Annotated in this window: 21 protein-coding genes; 7 read left to right on the top strand and 14 right to left on the bottom strand. The window is 68.1% G+C overall.

Annotated elements, in window-relative coordinates; translation table 11 throughout:
* Positions 1-26: 26 nt before the first annotated feature.
* Both ACYQ6W_RS07395 and ACYQ6W_RS07390 read left to right on the top strand, forming a co-directional pair.
* Positions 27-656 carry an MlaC/ttg2D family ABC transporter substrate-binding protein gene (locus tag ACYQ6W_RS07395; protein WP_459674513.1) on the top strand — a complete coding sequence of 210 codons (630 nt, stop codon included), beginning with the start codon at positions 27-29 and terminating at the stop codon, positions 654-656.
* A 199-nt stretch (positions 657-855) separates the two neighbouring features.
* Entirely contained in the window at positions 856-1,629 is a 774-nt protein-coding gene (locus ACYQ6W_RS07390; protein ID WP_459674511.1) for a Bax inhibitor-1/YccA family protein, read from the top strand.
* A gap of 103 nt (positions 1,630-1,732) precedes the next feature.
* Here the strand turns inward: ACYQ6W_RS07390 and ACYQ6W_RS07385 are convergent, their stop codons facing one another.
* The 5 genes from ACYQ6W_RS07385 to ACYQ6W_RS07365 form a co-directional block, all read right to left on the bottom strand.
* Complete coding sequence (locus tag ACYQ6W_RS07385; RefSeq protein WP_459674510.1) at positions 1,733-2,314, bottom strand: CarD family transcriptional regulator; 582 nt, start codon at positions 2,312-2,314, stop codon at positions 1,733-1,735.
* 246 nt (positions 2,315-2,560) lie between these two features.
* Positions 2,561-4,687, bottom strand: coding sequence for a hypothetical protein (locus ACYQ6W_RS07380; RefSeq protein WP_459674509.1), 2,127 nt, complete (start codon positions 4,685-4,687; stop codon positions 2,561-2,563).
* 2 nt (positions 4,688-4,689) lie between these two features.
* Positions 4,690-7,404 (bottom strand): DUF4159 domain-containing protein, encoded by a 2,715-nt coding sequence (locus tag ACYQ6W_RS07375; RefSeq protein ID WP_459674507.1) that lies wholly within the window; start codon positions 7,402-7,404, stop codon positions 4,690-4,692.
* Positions 7,401-8,270, bottom strand: a complete 870-nt coding sequence (locus ACYQ6W_RS07370) for a DUF58 domain-containing protein (protein WP_459674506.1) — start codon at positions 8,268-8,270, stop codon at positions 7,401-7,403. The genes ACYQ6W_RS07375 and ACYQ6W_RS07370 overlap by 4 nt, the downstream gene beginning before the upstream one ends.
* Before the next feature lie 10 nt (positions 8,271-8,280).
* A complete protein-coding gene (locus ACYQ6W_RS07365) occupies positions 8,281-9,306 on the bottom strand; it encodes an AAA family ATPase (RefSeq protein WP_459674505.1) in 1,026 nt (341 codons plus the stop codon).
* A gap of 211 nt (positions 9,307-9,517) precedes the next feature.
* Here ACYQ6W_RS07365 and ACYQ6W_RS07360 point away from each other — a divergent pair, with 211 nt between their 5' ends.
* From ACYQ6W_RS07360 to ACYQ6W_RS07350, 3 genes are read left to right on the top strand one after another with little or no spacing between them, the layout of a single operon-like run.
* Positions 9,518-10,087: a DUF1285 domain-containing protein gene (locus ACYQ6W_RS07360; protein ID WP_459674504.1), complete on the top strand. Its 570-nt coding sequence runs from the start codon at positions 9,518-9,520 to the stop codon at positions 10,085-10,087.
* Positions 10,084-10,680, top strand: coding sequence for a CoA pyrophosphatase (locus ACYQ6W_RS07355; RefSeq protein ID WP_459674503.1), 597 nt, complete (start codon positions 10,084-10,086; stop codon positions 10,678-10,680). The genes ACYQ6W_RS07360 and ACYQ6W_RS07355 overlap by 4 nt, the downstream gene beginning before the upstream one ends.
* Entirely contained in the window at positions 10,677-11,969 is a 1,293-nt protein-coding gene (locus ACYQ6W_RS07350) for an NAD(P)/FAD-dependent oxidoreductase (RefSeq protein WP_459674502.1), read from the top strand. Before ACYQ6W_RS07355 ends, ACYQ6W_RS07350 begins: the two co-directional genes overlap by 4 nt.
* On the opposite strand, the gene ACYQ6W_RS07345 is transcribed toward ACYQ6W_RS07350, so the two are convergent.
* Genes ACYQ6W_RS07345 through ACYQ6W_RS07330 form a run of 4 tightly spaced genes read right to left on the bottom strand, consistent with a single transcriptional unit; the run spans position 11,947 to position 15,408 of the window.
* Positions 11,947-12,732, bottom strand: coding sequence for a metal ABC transporter permease (locus tag ACYQ6W_RS07345; protein WP_459674501.1), 786 nt, complete (start codon positions 12,730-12,732; stop codon positions 11,947-11,949). The genes ACYQ6W_RS07350 and ACYQ6W_RS07345 overlap by 23 nt on opposite strands.
* A gap of 5 nt (positions 12,733-12,737) precedes the next feature.
* Positions 12,738-13,610, bottom strand: coding sequence for a metal ABC transporter permease (locus ACYQ6W_RS07340; protein WP_459674500.1), 873 nt, complete (start codon positions 13,608-13,610; stop codon positions 12,738-12,740).
* Positions 13,611-13,615: 5 nt separating this feature from the next.
* Positions 13,616-14,446, bottom strand: a complete 831-nt coding sequence (locus ACYQ6W_RS07335) for a metal ABC transporter ATP-binding protein (RefSeq protein WP_459674498.1) — start codon at positions 14,444-14,446, stop codon at positions 13,616-13,618.
* A gap of 20 nt (positions 14,447-14,466) precedes the next feature.
* A complete protein-coding gene (locus tag ACYQ6W_RS07330; RefSeq protein ID WP_459674497.1) occupies positions 14,467-15,408 on the bottom strand; it encodes a metal ABC transporter solute-binding protein, Zn/Mn family in 942 nt (313 codons plus the stop codon).
* A gap of 124 nt (positions 15,409-15,532) precedes the next feature.
* Here ACYQ6W_RS07330 and ACYQ6W_RS07325 point away from each other — a divergent pair, with 124 nt between their 5' ends.
* Positions 15,533-16,003, top strand: a complete 471-nt coding sequence (locus ACYQ6W_RS07325; RefSeq protein ID WP_459674496.1) for a nucleoside deaminase — start codon at positions 15,533-15,535, stop codon at positions 16,001-16,003.
* Here the strand turns inward: ACYQ6W_RS07325 and ACYQ6W_RS07320 are convergent.
* Together ACYQ6W_RS07320 and ACYQ6W_RS07315 are read right to left on the bottom strand one after the other, a co-directional pair.
* Entirely contained in the window at positions 16,000-16,737 is a 738-nt protein-coding gene (locus ACYQ6W_RS07320) for a pyridoxine 5'-phosphate synthase (protein WP_459674495.1), read from the bottom strand. The two genes, ACYQ6W_RS07325 and ACYQ6W_RS07320, sit on opposite strands and share 4 nt — an antisense overlap.
* Positions 16,738-16,772: 35 nt before the next feature.
* A complete protein-coding gene (locus ACYQ6W_RS07315; RefSeq protein WP_459674494.1) occupies positions 16,773-17,504 on the bottom strand; it encodes a 2OG-Fe dioxygenase family protein in 732 nt (243 codons plus the stop codon).
* Between the two features lie 88 nt (positions 17,505-17,592).
* On the opposite strand from ACYQ6W_RS07315, the gene pdxA reads away from it, so the two are divergent.
* Positions 17,593-18,588, top strand: coding sequence for a 4-hydroxythreonine-4-phosphate dehydrogenase PdxA (gene pdxA / locus ACYQ6W_RS07310; protein WP_459674493.1), 996 nt, complete (start codon positions 17,593-17,595; stop codon positions 18,586-18,588).
* On the opposite strand, the gene ACYQ6W_RS07305 is transcribed toward pdxA, so the two are convergent.
* From ACYQ6W_RS07305 to ACYQ6W_RS07295, 3 genes are read right to left on the bottom strand one after another with little or no spacing between them, the layout of a single operon-like run.
* Positions 18,567-19,469: a sulfotransferase family protein gene (locus ACYQ6W_RS07305; RefSeq protein WP_459674491.1), complete on the bottom strand. Its 903-nt coding sequence runs from the start codon at positions 19,467-19,469 to the stop codon at positions 18,567-18,569. The two genes, pdxA and ACYQ6W_RS07305, sit on opposite strands and share 22 nt — an antisense overlap.
* A complete protein-coding gene (locus ACYQ6W_RS07300; protein ID WP_459674490.1) occupies positions 19,466-20,641 on the bottom strand; it encodes an autotransporter strand-loop-strand O-heptosyltransferase in 1,176 nt (391 codons plus the stop codon). The genes ACYQ6W_RS07305 and ACYQ6W_RS07300 overlap by 4 nt, the downstream gene beginning before the upstream one ends.
* A complete protein-coding gene (locus ACYQ6W_RS07295; protein WP_459674489.1) occupies positions 20,634-21,932 on the bottom strand; it encodes an autotransporter strand-loop-strand O-heptosyltransferase in 1,299 nt (432 codons plus the stop codon). The genes ACYQ6W_RS07300 and ACYQ6W_RS07295 overlap by 8 nt, the downstream gene beginning before the upstream one ends.
* Positions 21,933-21,992: the final 60 nt, after the last annotated feature.

Below are 21,992 nucleotides of genomic sequence, written 5' to 3'. Positions count from 1 at the left end.
TGAAGGACTCGGAGACGAATATGCTGATGCGACGCCGCTCTGTGATGACCGCCCTGGCGGTGGCCCTGCCTCTGGCGGGCTCCCTCGGGCTTGCCTCCGTTGCCCGGGCAGACGAGGCGTCGGCCGCACGGACGCTGATCGCCAATACCGGCGGCAAGCTGCTCGACGTCATCAATTCCTCGGCCAGCGACGGCGCGAAGCAGGCGCAGCTGCGGCAGCTCGTCTTCGCGAGCGTCGACGTCGACGGCGTGGCCCGCTTTGTGCTCGGCCGCTACTGGCGCATCGCGACGCCGGCCCAGCAGCAGGACTACATGGAAACCTTCCGTCAGCTCCTGGTCTATGCCGTGACGGCGCAGGCGAGCACTTTCGAGGGGGCGCAGCTGAAGGTGGGTGACGCCGCGCAGCGCGATGTCGGCACCGTCGTCGACACCACCGTGCTGGTTCCCGGCAAGCCGCCGACCAATGTGCAGTGGGTGGTCCAGGCCGTGGGTGGCCAGCCGAAGATCGTCGACATCATCGCCGAGGGCACCAGCCTGCGCATTACCGAGCGCAACGACTATGCAGGGGTGATCTCGCAGCATGGCGGCCAGATCCAGCCGCTGCTGGATGCCATGCACCACCAACTCGCCCGTTTCAAAGCCAACGCGACGGGCTGACGGGCGCGACTGTGATCGGGCGCGGCGCGGGTCCATTATAGCCTCCACACGGGACGGGACCGGCGCCCAGCCGCGGCGACGGATGCCGTGGCGGCCCCATTTGTTGCGAAAATGTATAGTGGATTTAGCTTGATCGCAGCATCGAACACGCCAGAATAAGCCATGCCGTGTTCCACGGTTTTATAAGGATTTTTCCACAATGGCTTTTGGTCCCGATTTCCGAACCTACCGCGGCGGCTCCGTTGCCGCACAGGCGACGGTTCTCGATGCCGGACTGCGCGCCTACATGCTGCGGGTCTTCAACTGGATGGCCTCCGGCCTGTTGCTGACCGGCATCGTCGCCTATGGCATCGCCCATACGGACGCGATGAACTACCTGTACCCGACGGTGCAGAACGCCCAGGGCTTCCTGGTTCATCGCCCCTCGGGGCTGGCCTATCTGCTGATGTTCGCGCCTCTCGCCTTCGTCATGGTGCTGAGCTTCGGCGTGAACCGCCTGTCTCGCACCGCCGCACAGACGTTATTCTGGGTCTTCGCGGCCGTGATGGGCGCGAGCCTCACCAACATCTTCCTGGTCTTCACCCAGACCTCGATCGTGGAAGTGTTCTTCATCTGCGCCGCGACCTTCGCCGCCACCAGCGCCTGGGGCTATGCGACGAAGCGTGACCTGACGGGCATGGGCAGCTTCATGATGATGGGCCTCTTCGGCATCATCATCGCCTCGCTCGTGAACATCTTCGTCGCCTCGAGCGCCCTGCAGCTCGGCATCAGCATCGTCGGCGTGCTGGTTTTCACCGGCCTCACCGCCTACGACACGCAGCGTATCAAGGCCGACTACATCCAGTATGGCTACGGCTATGACGGCGAGATGTCCGCCAAGCGCTCCGTCTACGACGCTCTGGCGCTCTACCTGAACTTCATCAACCTCTTCCTGATGATGCTTCAGATCATGGGCAACCGGAACAGCAACTGATCCGTGTTGGAGTGCTGCCTCTCCGGAGGCGGCACCCGGACGGACGCAAAAAGGGCGGGAGACCTCACGGTCTCCCGCCCTTTTTATGTACCCTCGTGAGGGATCAGAGCGTCTTGAGGAAGTCGTTCAGCTTGGTAGCGGCCGTCGCCTTGTCCGTCTTGTCGAGGGCGGCGAGTTCGGCGGCCAGCCGGTCCATCGCCGCCTCGTAGATCTGCCGCTCGCTGAAGCTCTGGTCGGGCTGCCCGGAATTGCGGTGCAGGTCCCGCACCACCTCGGCGATGGCCAGCGGATCGCCCGAATTGATCTTCGCCTCATACTCCTGGGCGCGGCGCGACCACATGGTGCGCTTCACCCGCGCGCGGCCACGGAGGACGGCCAGCGCGTCGTCGAACAGCTTGCGGGTGGCCAGCTTGCGGAGGCCCGCAGTGCGCGCCTTGGCCACCGGAACCCGCAGGGTCATGCGGTTCTCTTCGAAGGTGATGTGGATGAGTTCGAGCTTGTGGCCCGCGATCTCTTCCACCGCGATGCGCTCCACCTTGCCGACGCCATGCGTCGGATACACCACGTAGTCGCCCTCGGCGAAGGTCTCCGGCTTGCCGGCCGGCACCGGCTTCACCGGCTTTTCGGGAGCGGTATCGTCCTCCTGCATCAGGGTCTCGGATGCGTCAGGAGAAGAGGCATTCATGGGCAAAGCCTTCCGCGAATGAAGCCGCAGCCATCCCGACCCGCCGGCACGCGGGAGCGCGCGGAGGACGGTAACAGCGAGCGACGGGTATATGCGGAGCAGATGGATACCGGCGGCAGCCAGCCTCTCATCGGACCGCTCTTTCTACGCAAATCATGCGTATATCACAGAACTCCTCTAAAGTCATGCTCGATCGCGTCTCGCTGGAATGCACGAGCTGGGGAGCGGCGCTGAGGCGGGCTTCGCTCAACGCCCTTCCCGGCGCCAGGCGAGCAGGGCGAGCAGCAGCAGGAGCGGAAGGACCGCCCAGGCCGGCAGCAGCGTGGTGAGGGCGATGCCGGTCGTGACATGGGCATGGCGGCGCTGCAGGCCGATCCAGTCCGGGCCGCCCGAGGTGGCGCCGGCTTCGACGAGGCGCAGGCTCGGAACCCCCTCCGCCTGCAGGAAATGGGCGCTGCCGTGGCTTGCTTCGACCAGCCCCCCGGCCTTGGTCGCCGTTGCCCGCAAATCGCGCCATTCAGGCGGATCAGCCGTGTCGGAGGCGGCATAAGCGGTCCGCGCCCCGTCGCTCACGGTCCAGAGTCCAGGGGCGGTGGCTGGAAGATCGAAGACGGCGTGGCCGGGGCCGAGGGCGCGCAGCGTGACCTGCCGGGTGTGCCCCGCCGGGTCCGTCACCGTCACCGCGGGGGGAGGGCCCGCCGCCAGCTGCCGCCGGTCGATGTGCAGCATGCCATCGGCGATGGTGGCGGAGAGGCGGTTTTCCTCCAGCGCCGGCTCTTTCATCAGCCAATGGGCGAGGCGGCGCAGCAACTCGGCCTGAGGGCCGCCGCCGTCATGGCCACGAGCCCAGAGCCAGATCTGATCTGAGAGCAGCAGGCCCACGCGCCCCTCGCCGACATGGTCGAGGATCAGCAGCGGCTTGTCTCCGGCGCCGGTCATCAGCACCTGGCCATGCACCTGGGTGCTGTCGATGAGCCGGTACCACTGTCCCCAATCGGCGTCCGTCGCACCGGAGAGATCCGCCGTGACGGGGTCGCGGCGGCCGAGATCGGTCAGATGGGGCCGGAAGGGGGCAATGGTGATGCCGTTGCCGGACTGGGTCTGCAGCGGCGGCTGCAGCGTGTCCGGGAAACCCGCACTCGGGTCGAGCGGAGCTGCTCCCACCGGCTGTGCCGGCAGCACCGCCCCGAGCGGCGAACGGGCGAGGGAGCCTGCGGTCGCGAATTCCGGCCCCGCCTCCAGCAGCAGTGCCCCGCCCTGGCGCACGTAGCGCGCGATATTGGCGAGATAGGCGCTGGGCAGGATGCCCTGGTTCTGGAACCGGTCGAGGATGATGAGATCGAAATTGCCGATCTTCTGCTCGAAGAGCTCGCGTTCCGGGAAGGCGATCAGCGCAAGCTGATCGAGCGGGGTCAGATCGTCCTTCTGCGGCGGGCGCAGGATGGTGAAGTGCACCAGATCCACCGCCGGATCGGATTTGAGGAGGCGCCGCCAGGCGCGCTCCCCGGGGTCGGGCTGGCCGGAGATCAGGAGAACCCGCAGCCGGTCCCGCACCCCGTTCACGGTGACGATCTGCTGGTTGTTGATCTGCGAGACCTCGCCTGGCAGGGCGGAGGCGCGAAGCACGACGACTGACGGCCCCTCCCGCTTGACCGGCAGGGTGAGGCTCTGCGGCTGGCCGACCGGGACCTGCGCTTGGCTCACCGGCTCCCCATCCCGCATGATGGTAACGGTGGCTGTGCCGCCCGCGGGGGCCGGGCCGAGATCCTCGACGACGTAGCGAAGCGTGACCGTCGCTCCAACCACGCCGTAGCGCGGTGCGTCGATCAGCCGCAGCCTGCGGTCGGTTTCTTCGCCCTTCGCCGGCAGAAGCAAGTGGAAGGGCGCGGCAAAGGGCGGTTTGGCCGGCACATCGGCGATCTCGCCGTCGCTCAATGCCACGACGCCGGCCAACTGATCGGGCGGGATGTCCCCGAGCGCCGAGCCGATGGCCGAGAAGAGCTGCGTGCCTTCGGAGCCCTGCTCCGGCAGGGTGACCGTACGCAGTTCAAGGCCTGGAATGGCGGCCGCCTCCTGCCGCAGCTTCGCGGCGGCGGCATCTTCGATCGCCTCGCGATCGCGGATCGTCGTCGAGCCACTGTGGTCGATCGCCAGCAGCGCGATGTCCGGGAGGTCCCGCCATTGTTGGCGCACCAGGGTGGGGCCGGTGAGCCAGCCGAGCAGCACCAGCAGCAGCAGGAGGCGCCAGAGCCTGCCCGGCACGCGGCCGAGGAAGGCTGGGACGAGCGCGAGCAGACCGAGGACCGCGAGCGCCGCGAGCAGCCAGAGGGGGAGAACCGGCGCGAATTGCAGGCCGGTGACGGTCGCCGCCATGTTCACTGGCCGAGCCGCTCCAGGATGGAGGGCACGTGGACCTGGTCGCCCTTATAGGTGCCGGTCAGCGCATACATCACGAGGTTCATGCCGAAGCGATAGGCATAGAGCCGCTGCTCGTCGCTGCCCGGCACGGTGCTGAAGGGAAAGCTGCCGTCCTGGTTCATCGCCCAGGCAGCCACCCAGTCATTCGCCCCAATGATAATGGGGCTGACCCCGTCATTGCTGGTCTCCGGATTGCGGGCCACCCAGACCGGCGCGCCGACGAAACGGCCCGGAAAGCTGCGCAGCAGATAGAAGCTGTGGGCGAGCACGTGGCGCGGATCGAGAGGGGTGAGCGGGGGGACGTCGAGCCCCTCGACGGCCGCCCGCAGGGCTGCGGACGCGCCGGGCTGCATGCCGGCCCCGGAGCCCGGCGCACCGCTATCGCTGCCTTCCGTGTCGATCAGCAGAATGCCGCCGCCCGCCATGAAACGGTTGAGGGCGGCGATGGCATCGGGCGCGAGGGCGGCCATGCCCGGCACCACCGGCCAGTAGAGCAGCGGATAGAGGCTGAGGTCATCGCGTCCCGGCACGACGCCGGCAGGATCGCCGAGGATCGCGGCGGAACGGCTGGTGACGAAGTCGGAGAGGCTGGAGAGTCCGGTCGCGGACAGCGCATCCACCTGCGTATTGCCGGTGATGACATAGGCGAGCGAGGTCTGCAGGGCGGCGGCCGGAACCTGCGGCGCGCCGGCCGCCTGTGCGCGGGGCGCCAAAGCGAGCGAGAGCGCGATCATCAGAGCCGCCGCCTTGCGGCGGCTCCCGCGCCGCAATGGCCCGAGCGCGCCCCGCAGCGCAAGGCTCGCCAGCAGGTCGAGGATCAGCAGCAGCAGTCCCGCCGCAGTGAGCGCAGGGCCGAGCGCCCGTTCGTTGCGCCCACCGCCGAGCGTGCCCTGGCTTGCGCCTGGCACCGTCGGTGCGGCGGCAAGGTCGGGCAGCGCGCCGCCGAGGTTGAAAGCGCGCCGGTCACCACCCGCACCATAGAAGCCCGGCGGCGTCTTGGGCGACGGCAGGAGATGCGCGAGATCGCCCGCGCGCACGGGCGCCGCGGCACCGCTCGCCGGTCCCAGCTCGCCATAGCCGTTGAGGACGGAGACGGGCGCCAGCTCGCTCTGTGGATTGGTTTCGCCGAGCCCTGCGGCGAGCTGCACCAGCCGGTCGAGCAAGGCGGGAAACAGGCCGGAGAGCGGCAGGTTCGACCAGTCGGCATCGGCCGTGACGTGAAACAGCACGATGCGGCCCCGGCCGAGCGGTGCCGAGGAGACGAGCGGCGTGCCGTCGGTCAGCGTCGCCCAGACCGCCGCTTGGCCGAGGGAGGCGGGGTCGGCAAGCAGCTGGCGGCGTACCGTGAGGTCCTGCGGCACGGTGAGACCGGCGAAGGGGCTGGTGGCCGGGAAAGCGGCAAGATGCTCAGGCTTGTTCCAGGAGAGCGCACCGCCGAGGCTCCGGTCCTGCTGCAGCAGATGAACGGGCAGCAGAGGGTCGGGGCCGCTTTCCGCCATCAGAGGACCGCCGAAGCGAATGAGCAGCCCGCCCTGTTCGACGAAATGGGCAACCGCGTCCCGCTCCGGGCCCGGCGGCAGCGGCCGGTCGCTCAGAATGAGCGCGGAGAGCGGCTCGGCGAGCAACTCGTCCAGCGTGCCGTGGCGGATTTCGACATCCGGTCCGAGCGCCCGGTTCAGGTAGTAGAGTGGGCCAACGAGCGGCGCATCGGCGTTGGCACCGTCAGCCGAGGCCAAGCCCACGATCCGCCGACGCCACTGGCCGTCGAGCAGCAGCGTGCCGCCGGCCGAGGGCGCACCGGCGAGCCGCAGCGCGGTCACTTCGTTGGCGAGGCTGGTGGGCAGGCCCAGAGGCGCTTCCGCGATCGTCTGGCCGGCCGGGAGGGAGAGGCTGACGCGCGTCAGCCTACGGCCATCCGCGCCCTCGGCCAGAACGGCGAAGCTCCGGTCGACGGCGAGGGGCAGGGCGGCCATACGCACCAGCCGCTGCCCCGCCCGGTTAGCGGGGGGGAGCAACAAGGGAGCGTCCGCCGGGGCACGCAGCTCCGTCACGGTGCCGGCTGCGCCGAGCGCGCGGCGGAATGCCGCCTCTCCCGATGGAGCCAGGATGCCGTCATCGATGAAGAGGACGGAGGTGTCCGGCGCGTGCCAGGTGCCGAGGGCGCGCGCATCCGCGGCGCGATCCGGCGACCAGGGATGCGGCATCACGGCGGCCAGGTGGTTTTCGGCACGGGCTGCGGGCATGGGGCCCAGGATCGCGGGCGGCGTGCCGTCGAGCTCCGCGGCCGTGGCCAAAAGGGCGACCGGCCGTCCGTCCCGCGCCGCGGTGGAGATCGCAGCGCGAGCTGCCGCGAGGCGATCTGCCCAGTCGCTGGCCGTGGCCCAGGAATTGTCGATCACGAGAAGCAGCGGACCGCCCCCGACCGGCCCCGTGCGCGGGTTGAGGATCGGGCCGGCGAGGCCGGTGATGAGGCAAGCGAGCGCGAAAAGGCGCAGGAGAAGCAGCCAGGGCGGCGTTCTCTCGGGCGACTCCGTCTGCGTCTCCAGCCCCGCCAACAAGCGCAGGGCGGGGAAGCTCTGCCGCCGAGGGGCCGGCGGGCTGGCGCGCACCAGCCACCAGAGGACGGGCAGGAAGAGAAAGGCCAGAAGCAGCCAGGGCGCGCCGAAGATCATCGCGGGGCGAGCGCCTCATAGAGCGCGAGCAGTGCAGCATTCGGCGTGTGGTCGGTGCGGTGCAGCCCGGCCGTCCAGCCGGCGGCGCGGGCGATGGTGCCGATCCCGGCGATCTGATCCTGCAGCCGGGCTTTGTAGGCGTCGCGGATCTCTTCGACCTTCGGCACCACGAGATCCGCGAGGCCGCGGCCGCCTGGGCTCTCGAAACGCACCCGGCCGCGAAAGGGCAAGTCGACCTCGGCCGGGTCGAGGATCTGCAGCAGATGACCCGAGACCGGAAGGCCGGCGAATCCCGTGACCGCCGTGCGGATGTCGTCCAGAGGCTCGAGGAAGTCGCCGATCAGCACTAGGTGGGCGTGGCGCGGCAGGCGCAGCGGCGGCGGCAGAGGCTGTTCGGTCTGCGGTCCGTCGAGCAGCGCGGCAATCGCAGGCAGGGCCGCGCGTCCCGCCGCTGGATGTGGTGCGGCGCCGAGAAGCCGGACATATTCGCCGCCGCGCAGCAGGAGGGCAGCCAAGGCCAGGGCCAGAAGCACGGCGCGCTCTCGCTTCGCGGGCGCTTGCCCGCTCTGCCAGCGCATCGCCGCGCCATCCGCGACCCAGAGATAAGCGGTTTGCGCCGCTTCCCATTCGGTCTCCCGCACGAAGAGCCGGTCCGACCGCGCGCTTTGCCGCCAGTCGATGCGCTGGGCCGTATCCCCCTCGGTGAAGGGGCGATACTGCCAGAAGCTGTCACCCCGGCCGGTGCGCCGGCGCCCATGCACCCCTTGCGCGACCGAAGCGGCCACTCGTTCGGCAGCCAGCAGCAGAGGCGGCAGCGTTTGGCCCAGGGCCTCGGCGGCCAGCGGCGCGGCACGACCAGGCCCCACGGCCGAGGCCTTAGGCGCCAATGCGGGCAACCATGGCGGCGATGACGGTCTCGAGCGTCACGCCCTCGGCCCGTGCACCGAAGGACAGCGCCATGCGATGCCGGAGCACAGCCGGAGCGAGGGCGGCGACGTCTTCCAGGCTGGGCGACATCCGCCCATCGAGCAGCGCCCGGGCGCGGCTTGCGAGCATCAGTGCCTGTGCGGCGCGTGGCCCCGGGCCCCAGGCGACATGGTTGCGCACGAGGGGCAGGGAGGAGCCGTCCGGCCGCCCGTCCCGCACCAGGGAGACGATTCCGTCCACGACCGCATTGCCGATCGGCATGGCGCGGACGAGCCGCTGGGCGGCAAAGAGTGTCTCCGGGCTCAGAATGGCGCGGGGCGCCGCGGTTTCCGTGCCGGTCGTGGCGAGCAGCATGGCCCGCTCATCCGCCCGTTCGGGATAGGTGAGGTCGATCTGCAGCAGAAAGCGGTCGAGCTGTGCTTCGGGCAGCGGGTAGGTGCCTTCCTGCTCGATCGGATTCTGCGTCGCGAGGACATGGAAGGGGCGCGGCAGCGGCCGGTCCTGCCCGGCGACGGCGACATGGCCTTCCTGCATCGCCTGCAGCAAAGCCGATTGCGTGCGGGGGCTGGCACGGTTGATCTCGTCGGCCATGAGCAGCTGGCAGAAGACGGGGCCCGGAAGGAAGCGGAAGGCGCGCCGCCCGCTCTCGCTCGTTTCGTCGAGGACCTCACTGCCGAGAATGTCGGCCGGCATGAGGTCGGGCGTGAATTGCACGCGGTTGGTCTTGAGGCCGAGGGTGCGGCCGAGCGTATCGACCAGCCGCGTCTTGCCCAGGCCGGGCACGCCCACCAGCAAGACGTGGCCACCTGAGAGGATGCCGGTGAGGGCGAGATCGACGACCTCGCGCTGGCCGAAGATGATCCGTCGAATCTCGCTTTTCAGTTCGGCAAGCTGGGCGCCCAGCTCTTCGGCTCGTGAAAGAATCTCCTCCGCCACATTGCCGTCGCTTCCTGGTCGTCCCATTTCGAAAGGCATGGTGTTCCTTGGCAATCATGGCCCAATATAACCAGCCGCCATCTTAACGCGGCTAGCCTGTCGAGCCGATGACCCTATCTATAGTTCATGGTCAGGTGAATGTCGGCTCAGGAATTTGTGGGAAGGCATTGCCGGTCAAAGTCTGGCTTGAGGCGATGATGAGGTTGAGGCTGTGTCGGGCGAGCAGGAAGGACTGAAGAGCACGCCAAGCGTGGCGGCACCCCCCCTCGGACAGGCAGCGGCCGTGCCGCGCCCTGTGCGAAGCGGCCGGAAACCCGCCGAGTGCGGAGACCTTCCCTTCGTCATCAAGCGGGACGGAACCTGGCTCTACAAGGGTACCGCCATCGGCCGGAAGGAACTCGTCTGCCTCTTCGCGAGCGTCTTGAGGCGCGAGGCCGATGGCAGCTTCTGGCTGGAGACGCCCGCCGAGCGCGGCCGGATCGTCGTCGAGGATGCGCCTTTTGTCGTCGTCGAGATGGAATGGGACGGCGCCGACAGCGAGCAGGTCATCACCTTCCGCACCAACACGGACGAAATCGTCACCGTCGATCTCGACCATCCGCTGCGCTTCATGGACGAGGCAGGGGGCGATCCCAAGCCCTATGTCCGGCTCAGGCCGGGCAATGGCGACCACCCCATCGAGGCGCGCATCAGCCGACCCGTCTTCTACGAACTGGCGGCCCTCGCCGAGCCGCAGACGGTGCGGGGACGCATGATGCTGGGCGTGTGGAGCAGCGGCGTCTTCTTTCCCCTGGGCGAGATGCCGAACGACGAGACGTGAGCGGGACGCTGACCGCGGAGGAGGTGCGGGCCCGGCTGGCCCGCCCGGTGCCGCCTGATACCAGTGCCAAGACCGTCACCCGGATCATGGAGGGCCGCGCCGCCGCGGTGCTGGTGCCGATCATCATGGAGCCGGCGCCGCGGGTTCTGCTCACCCGCCGGGCGGATCATCTGCGCCACCATGGCGGGCAGGTGAGTTTCCCAGGCGGCCGCATCGACCCGACCGATCTCAGCCCGGAAGCCGCGGCGCTGCGCGAAGCCTGGGAAGAGGTGAAGCTCGATCCAGGCGTGGTGGAGATCGTCGGCCGGCTGCCTCTGCACGAGACGGGGACGGGATTCGTCGTCACGCCGGTCGTAGGCCTTCTGCCCCCCGGTCTCGACCTTCACCCGGAAGCGGACGAGGTCGCGGATCTCCTCAGCCTACCCATCTCCGTGTTGCTCGACCCGGCTCAGCCGACCCGGCAGCGCATGCGGCCGCCCGGCAGCACGGATTGGCGGGACATCTACGTCTGGCCGCATGACGACCACTATATCTGGGGCGCGACGGCTGCCATTCTCCTCAGCCTGGCGCAGTGGCTGCGGAGAGATGCGTGACGAGTGAGGCGGAGGGGGACATCCCTCCATCAGGGGACCTGCCGGAGGTGCCGCCGGACGTCGTCGTCATCGGTGCCGGGATCGTCGGCCTCGCGATCGCACGCAGTCTCTCGGCCGCTGGGCGCCGGGTCGCAGTGGTCGAGCGCGGCGGCGTCGCGGCCGCCACCAGTTCGGGCAATGCCGGGGCGCTCGCGTTTTCGGACGTGCTGCCGCTGGCCAGTTCCGGCAAGATACGCCACGTGCCGCGATGGCTGATGGACCCGCTCGGGCCGCTGTCCCTTCCGCCGGCCTATGCCCTGAAGATCGCGCCCTGGCTGCTGCGCTTCTGGCGAGCCGGCTGGCGGGACCGGCTGGCCGCGAGCCTCGCGGCTCAGATGGGCCTCATGCGTCTCGCCGAGACGGAGATGGACCGGCTGATCACCGCTGCCGGGCTCGGCCCGATGGTGCATCACGATGGATCGCTCGAAGTCTACGAGAGCGAACGGGCCTTCCGTGAGTCGCAGGCCGGATGGCAGGCGCGGGAGGCCGCGGGCATCGCCTTCGAGCACGTTTCCGGCGCACGGATGGCGGAGCTGCAGCCGGGACTTTCTCCGCGCTTCCTATGCGGCACCTTCGTCCCCGGCTGGCGGACGGTGAGCGATCCCTACCTCTTCGCGCTCGCCCTCGCGCGCCATCTCCGCGCGGCAGGCGTGACCTTTCATGCCGGGGAGGCGGTCGCGCTTCTGCCCAGCGAAGACGGCGTCATGCTGCGCCTGAGGGATGGCCGGCACCTCACCGCCGGGCAGGCAGTCGTGGCCGCCGGGGCCTGGTCCCGCCGGCTCACCGACGGCCTGGGCGACCGTATCCCGCTCGAGACCGAGCGCGGCTACAACACCACCCTGCCGCCCGGCGCCTTTGACCTGCGTCGCCAGATCATCTTCGGCGGCCACGGCTTCGTGGTGACACCGCTCTCCACCGGCCTGCGTGTCGGCGGCGCCGTGGAACTCGGCGGCCTCCAACTGCCACCCAACTACAAGCGGTCAGAGGCCATGCTGCGGAAGGCGCAGGATTTCCTGCCCGGGCTGAAGTCGGAGGGCGGCCGGCAATGGATGGGTTTCCGCCCATCACTGCCGGACAGCCTGCCGGTCATCGGCGTGTCTCGTGCCTCGCCACGGATCGTCTATGCCTTCGGCCACGGCCATCTCGGCCTGACGCAGTCGGCGGCGACGGGCCGGCTGGTCGCGGATCTGATGACTGGGCAGCCGCCCGCCCTTTCGCTCGCGCCCTTCAGCCCCGCACGCTTCGGATGAGCCGCGCGCCGGCGAAGAGCAGGGCGGAGAGCGTGCCGACGAAGAAGCCGATCGGCCAGTCGGAGAGATAGGCGAGGGCGATCGCCAACCAGACGGTGACGAGAGCGAGGCCGATAGAGAGCCCGATCGCCTGCGCCGGGCGGTGGGCGAGGCTCCGCGCGGCCGCGGCCGGCCCGACCGTGAGGCTGAACACCAGCAAAGCGCCGACCACCGGAAGGGCGATGACGGTGGCGAGCGCGAGCAGCGCGAGGAAAATCAGGTCGAGGCGGCTAGGTGACCAGCCTTGCGCGGCGGCGAGATCGACCGAGGCCGTGTTGAGCAGCAGCGGCCGGAAGATCAGGGCGAGGGTTGCGAGCACCACAGCGGCCATCACCGACATGGGGAGAAGGGCTGCCCGGCTGACGCTCACCAACTGGCCGAAGAGCAGGGCATAGACGCCTTGTGCGTAATGGCCGGAGAGGCTGAGGAAGAGCGTGCCGAGCCCGAGCAGGCAGACCAGGGTCAGCGCCGTCGCCACGTCCCGTCGCGCGCCGCGGCCGAGACGGGTGATGCCGAGGACGCCGAGGAGCGCGAAGCCGAGCAACCCCCAGAGTTGCGGAAAGCCGAAGAGGCTGGCGGCGGCTGCCCCGGGGAAGGTGCCGATGGGCAGGCTATGGGCGGCGAAGCTATTGCCGCGCAGCACCACGAAGAAACCGACGCTGCCGGCGACCACGGCGACGATGCTCGCCATGATCCAGCCGTTGATCATGTAGCTCGCGAACATTGGGCTCAGGCCTGCCGCGTCTGCGCCGCGCCGGTCAGGCGCAGGCCGGAGAGCAGGTAGAAGAGCGCGATCAACCCCACGATGAAGAAGCTGACGGGCCAGGGGTGGCCGGGCGTCCAGCCATAGCTGTCATAGGCGAGCAGGATGCCACCCCAGCAGGAGAGCAGGCCGAAGAGGATCGCGAGCAGGATGGCCCGGCCCGGCCGCGCCGTCAGCCGCATCGCGGCTGCCGCCGGCCCGATCAGCAGGGCCGTGGAGAGGATCGCCCCGATCGTCATGGCAGAGAGGGTGACGGCGAGGGCAAGAACCAAGAGATGGAGAAGGCCGACGAGCGCCACGGGCACGCCGCGGGCGGCCGCGAGATCGCGATGGACGGAGGCGAGCAGCAGGGGGCGCCACATCACCGCAAGCAACGCCAGGGCGCCCAAACCGACCGCAAGCGCTGGGACCACGAGGCTGCCCGGGATTGCAAAGATCGAGCCGAACATGACGGAGAGGGCGGCGCCGCCCGAACTGCGGCTCGCCACGGCGAAGTGCAGGAGCAGGGCGGTGACGCCCAGCCCGGCGCCGAAGACGATGCCGGTCGCGATATCCCGCTCCTGCGTCCGTCTCAGGCCGACTGCCTCCAGCGCAAGAGCGGCTGCGGCCGCGATTCCGAGAAAACCCCAGAGCGGCGCAAAGCCCACGAGAAAGGCGAGAGCGCCGCCGGCGCTGCTGATGTCGGACAGCGCATGGCCCGCGAAGGATTGGCCGCGCAGGATGGTGAAGATGCCGATGGCGCCGGAGACGATGGCCGCACCGCTGCCGATGAGCAGCGCCGTCTGCACTGGCCCGCTCGCGAAGAAGCCCGGAGCGATGATGACCTCATAAAGCGACATGCGGGTCAGGGGATCTCGCAGACGTGGACGGGATGCCGTTCGACGGCGAGGGGAATTTCGTCGGCCGCGCCGGCGGCCACCACGAGGACGCGGCCATGGACGCGGATGACGTCGATGTGGTGGCCGTAGAGCCGGCTCAGCACGTCGGTCCTCACCACCGCTTCCGTCGTGCCGGCCGCGGCACGGCCATGGGCCAGGTAGACGATCTGGTCCATCACGCCCATCAGCGGGTTCATGTCATGCGCCGAGACGAGGACGGTGACACCCTCCTCCACGGCAAACCGGTGCAGGAGATGGACAATGTCGGCCACCGCGCCAACATCGAGATTGGCGAGCGGCTCATCCAGCAGCAAGAGCTGCGGCCGCCGAATCATGGCATGGGCGATGAGGATGCGCTGCTGCTGCCCCCCGGAGAGATCGCTGATGCGCTGATCCGCAAAGCCCGTCGCATCGACGGCCTCCAACATCTCCATCACCCGACGGGTGCGGCTGCGCGAGGGCAGCGGGAGTCCGAACCGTCCACCGTCGAGCCCCAGGCCCACGACATCCCGCGCGCGCAGCGGCATCTCGGTTTCGAAGCCGATCTTCTGCGGCACGTAGCCGACCAGTCCGCGTGTCGCAGCACCGCTCTTGCCGCCGATCCGCACGAGCCCGCTGGTGGGCGCCTGCAGACCCAGGATCGTCCGCAGCAGGGTTGTTTTGCCGGAGCCGTTGGAGCCGATGAGACCGCAGACGCTGCCGCGCTTCAGCGTGAAGCTGACATCCTGCAGCACCCGGCGCCCGGGATAGGCGACGCTCAGCTGCTCGACGCGGAGCGTCTCCAGGTGATGGGGCATGGCGGATCGGGCTTTTCGGATCAGTGGGCGGCAGGCTTCAGCAGGGTTTCGGTCGACAGCCCGCCCGCGACGGCGCGCTTCAAGGCCTCGACCTCCGCCAGCATCCAGTTTTGATAGTGATAGCCGGGGCTGGGCATCGTTTCATAGACGGCAACCACCGGAATGCGATGCTTGCGGGCGAGGTCCAGGAAGGAGGTGGTCAGCGGATCCGTCACCTGCTGGTTGTAGACCAAGGCCTTGACCTCACCCTTGATGAAAAGAGCGTTCTGCGTGGTGATGTCCTGCGGCGCCGGATCGGTGTCGTTCATGATCGCGGCTTCGAGCGCGAAGGGTGTTTTGATCGCGGCCCCTGCCGCCTGCAACATGTAGTCGCCGACGGGCTCGGTGACGGCCACCGGCACGCCCGGATAGGCCGCCTTGAAGGCGGCGAGGGCATCGGTCCACGGCTTCAGCGAGGCTTCGAAGGCTTTCTCCCGGGCCGCATACTCCGCTGCATGCGACGGGTCGAGCTTGGCCAAGGCGGCGGCCACCGCCTTGGCCACCGCCGGCATGGTGGCGGGATCGTACCAGAGATGCGGGTTGGGCGTGGAATCCGGCAGGCCGCGCAGGGTCTGGACGTCGATGACAATGCGGTCTGCCTTTGGTGCTGCTTTGAGCATCTTCGCCGCCCAGTCGTCATAGCCGAGGCCGTTCAGCACCACGAGATCGGCTTGCGCGATCGCGCCGCCGATGCGGGGGCTCACTTCGAAGCTGTGCGGGTCGGTATTGGGATCGGACATGATGGCGCTGGTGACGACGCCGGAGCCCGCGATCTGGGCGATGACGTCGGCGTATTCATTCTCGATGCCGATGGCATGAAGGGGGCCAGCGGCGGAGGCGGAACGGGCGAAGCCCAGGCCGGTGATGGCGGCGGCAAGGAGCAGCAGGCCACGGAGGAAGGGGCGGGAGCACAGTCGGGGCATGGGGTTCCTCAGCATGAGACTGGAAACGTTATAACATAACATTTTGAGCCGTCCAGCCTGCCTGCCGTCGTTTTGCTACAGGCGCGGTTCCTGCATGATGCGGAGGATCGCCCCAGTGGAGAGGATGATGAATCACGAAGACTACATGCGCCGCGCCTTCGCGGTGGCGATGCAGGCGCGGGCGCAGGGGCAGCATCCCTTCGGCGCCATTCTGGTGGGGCCTGACGGCGCGGTATTGATGGAACAAGGCAATGGCTTCATGCCGGATCACGACATGACGGGCCACGCCGAGCGGGTGCTGATGACCCGGGCATCGATCGCCTATGATGCGCCGTTTCTCGCCGGCTGCACGATGTACACTTCGGCTGAGCCCTGCGCGATGTGTGCCGGTGCCGCCTACTGGGCGGGGGTCGGTCGTGTGGTCTATGGCTGTTCGGAGCGCGATCTCAAGGCGCTAACGGGCAACCACCCCGAAAACCCGACGCTCGACCTGCCTTGCGAGACCGTTTTTGCGGCTGGCCAGCGCCGGGTCGAGGTGATCGGCCCCGTGCTGCGCGAGGAGGCACTCGCGCTGCACGAGGGCATGTGGGATTAGCCGGCGAGTGCCGCCTTGTAGCGGCGGATCGTCTCTTCCCAGCCGAAGATCAGCGCATCCGCCGTTAGCTCGTGTCCGATCGAGGCTTCGGCGAGGCCGGGCAGCGCTGCGACCAGAGGCGGGAGATTCTCCAGATTGAGATCGTGGCCGACATTGATGGCGAGGCCGGCCGCGCGGGCCGCTGCACAGGTCGCAGCGCAGGCTTCTAGAATCGCGCCATGGCCTCCGGCGCGATGGGCCGCCGCGTAACCGCCGGTATAGATCTCGATCCCATCGGCCCCTGCGTCCAACACGCGCGGAATTACGCTGGGATCGGGGTCGACGAAGAGGATCGCGCGCGCCCCTTGGGCCTTCAGAGTTGTGATCGCGAGCTTCACCTGCGCCATCTGCTCGGCGCCCAACGTCCATCCCTCGTCCGAGGTGAAGGCGCCCGGCGCATCGGGCACCAGCGTCACCTGTTCGGGCCGCAGGGCGGAGACGATCTCCATCAGCCGGGGTTCGGGATAGCCTTCGATGTTGAACTCGAAGGCGGGGCGCCAGGGGCGCATCAGCGCATCCAGCATGAACACGTCCGTGCGCCGGATGTGCCGCTCATCCGGCCGGGGGTGAACCGTGAGCCCTGCGGCCCCGGCGGCATGAGCCAGGCGGGCGAAGTGAGCAAGGTCGGGCACGCCGGTATGGCGGGAATTCCGCAGGAGCGCGATCTTGTTCAAGTTGACGCTGAGCTTGGCCATCGGGAGCCTCGGGCGATCGGAGGGAAGGGGTGTTTCTATTCGCGCCGGTAGGTGAGCACCAGCACGTCCCGGAAGGCGGGCGCTCCCGGGTCCAGCGGCCGGACGGGCGTCACCCCGTGATAGACCCGGCTGTCATCGACCAGCGCCGCATCCATAGGCGTGGCCAGGGTGAAGCGTAACATCAGCTGTTTTTCGAGATTGGTGATGCTGGTCTCGCCCTCGGCGACGTTCTCTCGCCGCACGAGAAGCACCAGCACCCAATCGACCCCATCCCGATGCAGCCCCTCCGGCGTCGGCTGGCCGAGCGCGTCGGGCTGCGCCTCGATCCGGAACTGGTGCATCTCGACGTGCCAGCGTCGCGGCCTCAGATCGGGCGCGGTTAGGCGGGTGAAGAGATCGTTGGTGACCTGCAGCACGGCCTTCAGCGCAGGGTGCGCCGCCACAGCCTCGGTGACGGGTTCGAACCAGCGTTCGATGCCGCCGTTGAGCGCATTGTAGTCCCGGCTCTGGTAATGCGGCTGGTGCGGCTTGCGCGTAATGCCTTCGGCACCGGCGGCGAAGGCTGCGAAGCGGCGGCGCCGGTAGCGCCCCCCATCCGCCATGAAGCGGTCAAGGCCGAGGTCGTTCCAGCTGTCGGCGAAGCCGGCCCAGTCTGCCAGGCCCGCGGCCGCCAGGATCGGTTCCAATTCGGCCGCCTGGAGCTGGGCGAAGCCCTGCTCCTCCAATTGGCGGGCTGCCGTCTCAAGCCCGGTTCCGCTCTGCGCCATGGCCGGCGATCCTCTCATGCGTGTCGCCTGCTTTGTACACGACGGCCGAAGCGCTAGGTGGAGGGCAAGTCGCAGGGGAATCATGTGCATGACGCAGCCGCCGATGGGCATCACGATGGGGGATGCGTGCGGGATCGGGCCCGAGATCGTGGTTCGCTTCTTTGCGGAGGGCTACGACCGGCCGGCCGTCGTCTTCGGGGATGCCGGCAGTCTCCGCCGCGCGGCGACGCTGCTGAATGTGCCCCTCGACATCATCGAGGTTGCGCATGCGGGTCTCGCCGGCCGGGGGACGGGCCGGATCGATGTCGTTTCCGTCAGCAAGCTGCCGGAGGATCTGCCGATGGGACGGGTGGATGCGCGCGCTGGGCGCGCGGCCTTCGACGCCATCGCCCATGCGATCGATGCCGCGCAGCAGGGGGCAATCTCGGCGATCGTCACTGCGCCGATCTCGAAGCAGGCGCTGCACGCGGCCTGCATCGACTATCCCGGCCATACCGAAATCTTGGCCGAACGGGCCGGCATCACCGACTACGCCATGATGCTCGCGAACAAGGAACTGCGCGTCCTGCTCGTGAGCATCCACGTGCCGCTGGCGGAGGCCGTCCGGCTGGTGACGCCCGAGGCGGAGCTGCGCGCCATTCGCCTGGCGCATCGAGCGGGCCTGCAATTCGGCCTCGCGCGGCCGCGCATTGGTGTGGCTGGGTTGAACCCGCATGCCGGGGAGGGGGGCGCCTTCGGGCGCGAGGACATCGACATCATCGCGCCGGCGGTCGCCGCGGCGCGGGCCGAAGGGATCGCGGCCTCAGGCCCGTTTTCGGGTGACACCATCTTCATGCGCGCGCGCCAGGGAGAGTTCGACGTCGTTGTCGCGCAGTATCACGACCAGGGACTGATCCCGGTGAAGTATCTCGGCCTGGACGAAGGCGTGAATATCACGGTGGGCCTGCCCTTCATCCGCACGAGCGTCGACCACGGCACGGCCTTCGAGATTGCGGGCAAGGGCCTCGCCAGCGCGGCCAGCCTGCGCGCCGCCTGTGACCAGGCGGCGGCCATGCTATCCGCTCAAGGTGTCCAGCCGAAATGAGGGAAGGCCCAGCCGAGGCTTTCGAGGATGAGATCGTTCATGCCGGGCGTCAGGGTGGAAGGCCAGTCGCCCGTTACGCCCTTGCGCAGAAAGGTGCCGTCCTTCGCCTCTCCGGCCGGCCGGCCGCCGGTTGCGGCCCGAAAACGGGTTCGCTCGATACAGTCGGTGACGATCGGCGGATCGTCAGAGAGACCGAGGAAGCGAAAGAGCCCGGCGAGGGCCGGTTGCGGCGCCGCCTGCAGCGTCTCGTAGGTGACCGTGCGGCAGCGGTCCGGGCTGCGGCTCGTATGAGCGATAGCGGCGCGTAGACCGTCAGCGAGCGAGGGAAGCGCCGACCGGATGAAGGCGAATTTTGCCTCTTCCCCGCCTTCGACCTCCTTGTCACCCCGGAAGAAATGCCAGGCGGAGGTGATGACGTCGCGCGGGTCCCGCGCGATGACGATGAATTTCGCGCGCGGGAACAGCGCCGCGAGCTGCGGGATGAAGAAGACGTTTTCGGGCGTCTTCTCGCCATAGGCGCGGCAATCCCGACCGCTCGCCTGGCGGCGCAGGGCGAGCAGGATCATGCTGGCTGCCAGGAACTGTCGTTCCTCCTCGCCTGGCAAGGGATAGCCTTCGAGATGCGAGAAGACCGTCTGGTTCTTGTCGCCGAGATCCTTGCGCAGGCGACCGAGCATGCCGTCGATCAGCGGATAGAGCAGCTTCGCGAAGAGCCCTTCGCCGCGGCAGCTGGCATCGGGATGGGCATCCAGCATCTGCTGCAGCCAGGTGGTGCCCGAACGTGGCGCGCCACCCAGGAAGAAAAGCTGTCGTTCCTGTATCTGCAGAAGCGCTGCCGCCGTCTCCGCCCAATCCTCCCGGTGTGGTTGCGGTGTTGTCATGGCGTGGGCGGCAGGCCGGGTACGCGGCGGATCGCTGCGATCACCTGTTGTGCCGTGATGGCGCGCGAGCACTCGAACATGCGCGGCGTGTCCTTGTGGCGAGGGCACCACAGGAAATCCGCACGGTCCTGATTGTCGAAGGCGGTGGTGTCGTCATTCCAGCAGCTGTTGCAGACATGCCAGTTGATGACGCGATAAGGCGTATGGAATTCGTTGAGCGGATGGGTGAAGCCCGAGATCATGACGACGGGGCAGCCCGCCGCCCAGGCCAGCCAGGAGAGGCCAGAGGAGAGGCCGACGAATACCGAGGCGTGGCGTAGCCAACGCGCGCGCTCGACCAAGGGGCGGTCTCCCGTCTGATCCTCCGCGCCGAAGGGCATGGCGTTGCGGATGAAGCCGCGCGTCTCCACACGGCTGCGGTCGATGCAGATGACGCGCAGGCCACGGGATTTGAGATAGGCGATGGTCTGGTCCCAGCCGTCCGGACTGTTCCAGTATTTGGCTTGTCCCGTGGCCTGGGTCGCGATCACGGCATAGGGTTCCGCGATCGGGCGGCTCTCGTCCGGCAGGGCGAGGCGCGGACGCAGCTCGCGCGCGTCGATGCCCAGCAGATGGGCGGCGTTGCCCTGCAGGCTGAGCCAGCGGCCTTCGCAACGATTCCAGTCCCGGTTCACGTCCCCGAAGAACATCATCATTTTGTAGGTTGCGTAATAGACGTGATCGTCCGGCGTCTCTGGCGTGATGAAGCGGATGTGCGGATAGGCCTCCGCAAAAAGCGGAATCAGATGCTCGGACATGCAGCAGGTCATGCGGCAGCGGTGCCGTTCGGCGAAGGCGGCGGCATAGGGGAACCAGGCCAGGATATCGCCCAGCGTGCCGATGTGGAAACGGATCAGTACCTCGCGGCCTCGCGCGTCGTAGCTGTGGTCGAAGACGCTATCCGCACCGTCGAAAACTTCGATGCGGCCGCGGAAGAACCACTTCTTGGCGCTCGACACCTGGCCGCCCGCCAGTTCCGTCTGAAAAAGGATGTTGCCGGTGTCGACGTCCGTCAGTCGCACGCGCCAGAGTCCGGCTTCTCGTGGCGGCAAGAAGAGGCGGATACCTTCGTTGAAGTCGTAGCGAAGGCCGCGCGGCCCCTCCAAGCTCGGGAGGGTCGGCAGTTCAGGCACGGGGGTTGAGCTCCGGCACGCGTTTCAGCACCCCGATCACCTGGGTGCCGGTGATCAGCCGCGTGCATTCCAGGTGCCGATCGGTGCCCTTGTGGCGCGGGCAGTAGAGATAGTCGCTGTGATCGAAACGATGCCGCACGTCGTTCCAGCAGCTGTTGCAGGTGTGCCAGTTGATGATGCGATAGGGCGTGTCGAATTCGTTGTCGGGGTGCGTGAAGCCCGAGATCATCACGGTCGGGCAGCCGGCCGCCCAGGCGAGCCATGCGAGACCCGATGACAGGCCAATGAAGGCGGAGGCGTGACGGAGCCAGCGCGCCCGTTCGGCGAGAGGGCGGTCCCCCGTTTCGTCCTCGGCGCCATGTGGGATGTGATTCCAGACGATGCCTTGGCCGTGCACCGGCTTCTGGTCGATGCAGATGACGCGAAAGCCCCGCTCCTTCAGGAAGGTGATGATCTCCCGCCAGCCGTTCGGATTGTTCCACATCTTCGCCTGGGTCGAGGCCTGAACCGCGATGCAGACATAGGGTTCGGGGATCGGGCGGCTCTCGTCCGGCAAGGAGAGCTGCGGCGCCTCTTCGGTCGGGTCGACCCCGAGGATGTAGCCAGCCGTGCGATGCAACCCGACATGGCGGAAGTCGGTCGGCTGCCATTCGAATGCGGCGTCGTCGAAGAACAAGCCGATGCAGTAGGTGGCATAGGCGTTGGCGGCGAGCTTCTTCTCCTCGACCTCTTCATGGGTCGCGAGCGTGATGTCCGGATAGGCGTCACGGAACAGCGGCAGGATGAGCTTGGACAGCGAGCAGGTGACCCTGGCGCCCTTGGTGCGCGCGAAGCGGACGACGTAAGGAAACCAGCCCATAGTGTCGCCGAGCGTGCCGACCGGAAGGTGGATCAGCACCTCGCGGTCCCGCACCTCCTGCTCATGGGTGAAGACCGGCGTGACGCTGCCATCCTCTTCGACCTCCGAGACTTCGATGCCGAAGCGGACGAAGAAGCGCTTCGAGGAGCGGATGAAGGCGCCTTGATTGTCGCTTTGGAACAGGATGTTGCCGGTATCGAGATCGGTCAGGCGGATGCGCCACTGGCCCTTGCTGCGGCTGGGCAGCACCACCCGCGCGCCGTGGTTGAAGTCGTAACGAATGCCGCGCGGCCCGAGCTGGGTCGGTGTTTCCGAAGGGTGCGGGAAATTCGGCTTCTGTGCGGGGGACGATACCTTTGGGTTTTCGGCCGAAGATGCCGGTGCCTCCGTCTGCGAGGCGACGTGATCCGGGGCGGGCGCTGTATCGGTCATCGCAAGGCCACTCGAACGTTGAGAACGACGAAGAAAGGAGACAGTGTCCAACAGTCTCTA

It is taken from the genome of Acidisoma sp. 7E03 (assembly GCF_054665075.1).
The sequence above is the reverse complement of the archived record's forward strand: the minus strand, read 5'-3'. Positions and strand labels throughout refer to the sequence as shown.

What these genes read in the sequence shown, in the direction of transcription:
- ACYQ6W_RS07395 (WP_459674513.1), top strand. Translation starts at nt 27, where the DNA reads ATGCGACGCCGCTCTGTGATGACCGCCCTGGCGGTGGCCCTGCCTCTG.
- ACYQ6W_RS07390 (WP_459674511.1), top strand. Translation starts at nt 856, where the DNA reads ATGGCTTTTGGTCCCGATTTCCGAACCTACCGCGGCGGCTCCGTTGCC.
- ACYQ6W_RS07385 (WP_459674510.1), bottom strand. Translation starts at nt 2,314, where the DNA reads ATGAATGCCTCTTCTCCTGACGCATCCGAGACCCTGATGCAGGAGGAC.
- ACYQ6W_RS07380 (WP_459674509.1), bottom strand. Translation starts at nt 4,687, where the DNA reads ATGGCGGCGACCGTCACCGGCCTGCAATTCGCGCCGGTTCTCCCCCTC.
- ACYQ6W_RS07375 (WP_459674507.1), bottom strand. Translation starts at nt 7,404, where the DNA reads ATGATCTTCGGCGCGCCCTGGCTGCTTCTGGCCTTTCTCTTCCTGCCC.
- ACYQ6W_RS07365 (WP_459674505.1), bottom strand. Translation starts at nt 9,306, where the DNA reads ATGCCTTTCGAAATGGGACGACCAGGAAGCGACGGCAATGTGGCGGAG.
- ACYQ6W_RS07345 (WP_459674501.1), bottom strand. Translation starts at nt 12,732, where the DNA reads ATGTTCGCGAGCTACATGATCAACGGCTGGATCATGGCGAGCATCGTC.
- ACYQ6W_RS07340 (WP_459674500.1), bottom strand. Translation starts at nt 13,610, where the DNA reads ATGTCGCTTTATGAGGTCATCATCGCTCCGGGCTTCTTCGCGAGCGGG.
- ACYQ6W_RS07335 (WP_459674498.1), bottom strand. Translation starts at nt 14,446, where the DNA reads ATGCCCCATCACCTGGAGACGCTCCGCGTCGAGCAGCTGAGCGTCGCC.
- ACYQ6W_RS07330 (WP_459674497.1), bottom strand. Translation starts at nt 15,408, where the DNA reads ATGCCCCGACTGTGCTCCCGCCCCTTCCTCCGTGGCCTGCTGCTCCTT.
- ACYQ6W_RS07325 (WP_459674496.1), top strand. Translation starts at nt 15,533, where the DNA reads ATGATGAATCACGAAGACTACATGCGCCGCGCCTTCGCGGTGGCGATG.
- ACYQ6W_RS07320 (WP_459674495.1), bottom strand. Translation starts at nt 16,737, where the DNA reads ATGGCCAAGCTCAGCGTCAACTTGAACAAGATCGCGCTCCTGCGGAAT.
- ACYQ6W_RS07315 (WP_459674494.1), bottom strand. Translation starts at nt 17,504, where the DNA reads ATGGCGCAGAGCGGAACCGGGCTTGAGACGGCAGCCCGCCAATTGGAG.
- pdxA (WP_459674493.1), top strand. Translation starts at nt 17,593, where the DNA reads ATGACGCAGCCGCCGATGGGCATCACGATGGGGGATGCGTGCGGGATC.
- ACYQ6W_RS07305 (WP_459674491.1), bottom strand. Translation starts at nt 19,469, where the DNA reads ATGACAACACCGCAACCACACCGGGAGGATTGGGCGGAGACGGCGGCA.
- ACYQ6W_RS07295 (WP_459674489.1), bottom strand. Translation starts at nt 21,932, where the DNA reads ATGACCGATACAGCGCCCGCCCCGGATCACGTCGCCTCGCAGACGGAG.